We start from the raw sequence: 3,200 nt of genomic DNA, 5'->3' as shown, positions 1-3,200 counted from the left end.
GCCGACGTTACGGAAACGTTCCGGAACTTTTCGGAGCCGGGAAGGGAAGTTTTCGTGATCACTTCGGTCCGCACAGCCCTCGTCGGCGCGCTCGCCGCCGCACTGCTCCCGCTCATCACACCGTCCGCCGCCGCGGAACCACTCCGCGGCGGCACCGTGGATTTCGGAAGGCATCTCCAGCCCATCGACGGTTTCGGCTTCTCCCAGGCGTTCCAGCGCGCCGATCTGATGCACGGCGCACAGGGCCTGACCCCGGAGCATCAGCGCGAAGTGCTGGATCTGCTGCTGAACCGCACCACGGGCGCCGGGTTGAGCATTCTGCGGCTCGGCATCGGCTCGTCGTCCGACGAGGTCTACGACCACATGAAGTCCATCCAGCCCACCGACCCGGGCGGCCCGGACGCGCCCCCGCGCTATGAGTGGGACGGCGACGACGGGGGCCAGGTGTGGCTGGCCAAGGAGGCGCGGCGGTACGGCGTGAAGCGCTTCTACGCCGACGCCTGGAGCGCGCCGGGCTATATGAAGACGAACGGGACGGACGCGAACGGCGGCACGCTGAAGGCGGAGTGGCGACGGGCGTACGCCGACTACCTGGTGCAGTACGCGAAGTTCTACCGCCAGGAGGGCGTACGCATCACCGACCTCGGCTTCACCAATGAGCCGGACCTCGCCACGTCCTACGCCTCGATGCGGTTCACCCCGGAACAGGCGGTCGAGGTGATCAAGGCGATCGGCCCCACGGTGCGGCGGGCCGGGATCAATCTGCTCTGCTGCGACGCGGCCGGATGGGACGAGCAGGCGGCGTTCTCCGCCGCGATCGAGGCCGACAGCACCGCCGCGGACCAGGTCGCGGTGCACACGGGCCATCCCTATGTCACCCCCTCCGACCAGCCCCTGCCGACGAGCCGCCGCACCTGGATGTCGGAGTGGAGCCCCAACGGGACGACGTGGAACGAGGCATGGGACGACCAGAACAAGGCAGGAGCGCGAAGCGCTTCGGTTGAGGGTGGTGGTGGGCGACGGGCGGGAGGCTATGACGGCCTGGCGGTGGCGGAGGCGATCCACACGACGCTCGCGGACGCGGGGGCGAGTGGGTATGTGTACTGGTTCGGCGCGTCGGTGGGTGCCACCCGGGGGCTGATCCAGCTGGACGGCCCGGACTACCACGTCTCCAAGCGGCTGTGGGCCCTGGCCGCGTACAGCCGTTTCATCCGGCCCGGGGCGGTACGGGTCGCGGCGGACTCCGGGGCGGACGGGGTGAAGACGACGGCCTTCCGGAACCGGGACGGCCGGCGGGTCCTGGAGATCCTCAACACCGGTGCGGAGCCGGTGCGCGCGGACTACGCGCTACGGGGCGGAGCCGGTGGGGGCGGAGACGCGCGGGGCGCGGTCTACCGGACGGATGAGACGCATGCGCTCAGCCGCGTCGGAACCGCACGGGTGCGCGACGGACGGCTGGCGGTCGAGCTGCCGCGGCGGTCGCTGACAACGGTGGTGCTGGGATAGCCGGGGCCGCCCCTGCCACACGGGTGGCAGGGGCGGCCGGACCGATCTCGGTTCGCTCGAACCGTCAGTCCTCGAACGCGACGATCATCTTTCCGGTGTTCTCCCCACGGAGCATCCCGAGGAAGGCCTCCACCGCGTTCTCCACACCCTTGATGACCGTCTCGCGGTAGTGCAGCTTGCCCTCGCGGATCCAGCCGCCGACCTCCTGGAAGAACCGCTCCTGAAGGTGCTGGTGGTCCGCGACCAGCATGCCCTGGATCCGCAGCCGCTTGCCGATGACCATCGCGAGGTTGCGCGGGGCGGGGGTTGGCTCGGTGGCGTTGTACTGCGAGATCATGCCGCAGACGGTGACCCGGCCGTGCACCTTGAGGCGGCCGATGGCGGCCTCGAGGTGCTCACCGCCGACGTTGTCGAAGTAGACGTCGATCCCGTCCGGCGCGGCCTCCTTCAGCTGGTCGGCGACCGGGCCGCTCTTGTAGTTGAACGCCGCGTCGAAACCGTACTCGTCGAGCAGCACCCGGACCTTCTCGTCCGAACCGGCGCTGCCGATCACCCGCGAGGCGCCCTTGAGCTTGGCGATCTGGCCGACCTCGCTGCCGACCGCGCCCGCCGCGCCCGAGACGAAGACCGCGTCGCCCTCCTTGAAGGAGGCGACCTCCAGCAGCCCCGCGTAGGCGGTGAGACCCGGCATGCCGAGCACCCCGAGGTAGGCGGGGAGCGGGGCGATCTCGGGGTCGACCTTGACGGCGCTCTTGGCGTCCACCGTCGCGTACTCACGCCAGCCGCCGAAGTGCAGGACATGGTCACCGACGGAGATGCCCTCCGCGTTGGAGGCGACGACCTTGCCGACCGCGCCGCCTTCCATCGGCCGGTCCAGCTTGAACGGCGGCGTGTACGACTTCACGTCGTTCATGCGGCCGCGCATGTACGGGTCCACCGACATGTAGAGATTGCGGACCAGCGCCTGCCCGGGGCCCGGCTCGGAGACCGGGGCCTCGCGCAGTGCGAAGTCCTCCGGCTTCGGCCACCCCTGGGGGCGGGCGACCAGGTGCCATTCACGGCCGGTGGTGGGGATGACGGACATGGAAGGGCCTCTCCTACGTTTCAGCAGATGAAACAATCATGCTGCTGGATATTTCATGTTGTCAAGTAAATGGGTAACCTGGTGGGCATGACGTCCCGCATCGACCCGCTGACCCTCGAGGTCGTCGAGCTCATCGGCACCATCGTGGCCCGTTATCACGAGGAATACGAGGAGGCCGCGGCCAAGCACTCCCTGACCGGGGCACAGGCCCGGGTGCTGGGCCTGCTGGCCGGCGGGCCGACACCGATGCGACGGCTCGCCCAGCAGCTGAAGTGCGAGCCGTCGAACGTCACCGGGATCGTGGACCGCCTGGAGTCGCGCGGCCTCGCCGAGCGCCGCCTGGACCCGGCCGACCGCCGGGTCAAGCTGGCCGCCGCCACCGAGTCGGGCCGGGAGACCTCCGAGCGGCTCCGGGGCTCGCTCGACTTCGCGCGCGAACCGCTGGCGGAGCTCTCGGACGAGGAGCGGACGGTGCTGCGCGACCTGCTCAAACGGATGCTGGGCACCGCGCCGTAAGGCCGCGCCGCAAAGCCGCGCCGCAAAGCCGCGCTGCGGAGGCCGTATGCGTGTCGCCGGGACCGCCCGGCTACGGGGTGTCCGGCGGACCACG

At 70.1% G+C, this 3,200-nt stretch carries 3 protein-coding genes; 2 read left to right on the top strand and 1 reads right to left on the bottom strand.

All coding sequences use genetic code 11. The features are described 5' to 3' along the window. Positions 1-54 precede the first annotated feature (54 nt). Positions 55-1,506 carry a glycoside hydrolase gene (locus GWI24_RS42615; RefSeq protein WP_210951385.1) on the top strand — a complete coding sequence of 484 codons (1,452 nt, stop codon included), beginning with the start codon at positions 55-57 and terminating at the stop codon, positions 1,504-1,506. Positions 1,507-1,570: 64 nt separating this feature from the next. Here GWI24_RS42615 and GWI24_RS42610 read toward each other — a convergent pair whose 3' ends face one another. Then, positions 1,571-2,590 (bottom strand): NADP-dependent oxidoreductase, encoded by a 1,020-nt coding sequence (locus GWI24_RS42610; protein ID WP_210951384.1) that lies wholly within the window; start codon positions 2,588-2,590, stop codon positions 1,571-1,573. Between the two features lie 87 nt (positions 2,591-2,677). Here GWI24_RS42610 and GWI24_RS42605 point away from each other — a divergent pair, with 87 nt between their 5' ends. Further along, a complete protein-coding gene (locus GWI24_RS42605) occupies positions 2,678-3,106 on the top strand; it encodes a MarR family winged helix-turn-helix transcriptional regulator (RefSeq protein ID WP_210951383.1) in 429 nt (142 codons plus the stop codon). Positions 3,107-3,200: the final 94 nt, after the last annotated feature.

The sequence above is a fragment of the Streptomyces sp. MK37H genome (genome assembly GCF_018035285.1).
In the GTDB taxonomy this organism is placed as follows: Bacteria; Actinomycetota; Actinomycetes; order Streptomycetales; family Streptomycetaceae; genus Streptomyces; species Streptomyces endocoffeicus.
The sequence above is the reverse complement of the archived record's forward strand: the minus strand, read 5'-3'. Positions and strand labels throughout refer to the sequence as shown.

Excerpts from the sequence above, each read along its gene's own strand:
- GWI24_RS42605 (WP_210951383.1), top strand. The coding sequence starts at position 2,678 with ATGACGTCCCGCATCGACCCGCTGACCCTCGAGGTCGTCGAGCTCATC.
- GWI24_RS42610 (WP_210951384.1), bottom strand. The coding sequence starts at position 2,590 with ATGTCCGTCATCCCCACCACCGGCCGTGAATGGCACCTGGTCGCCCGC.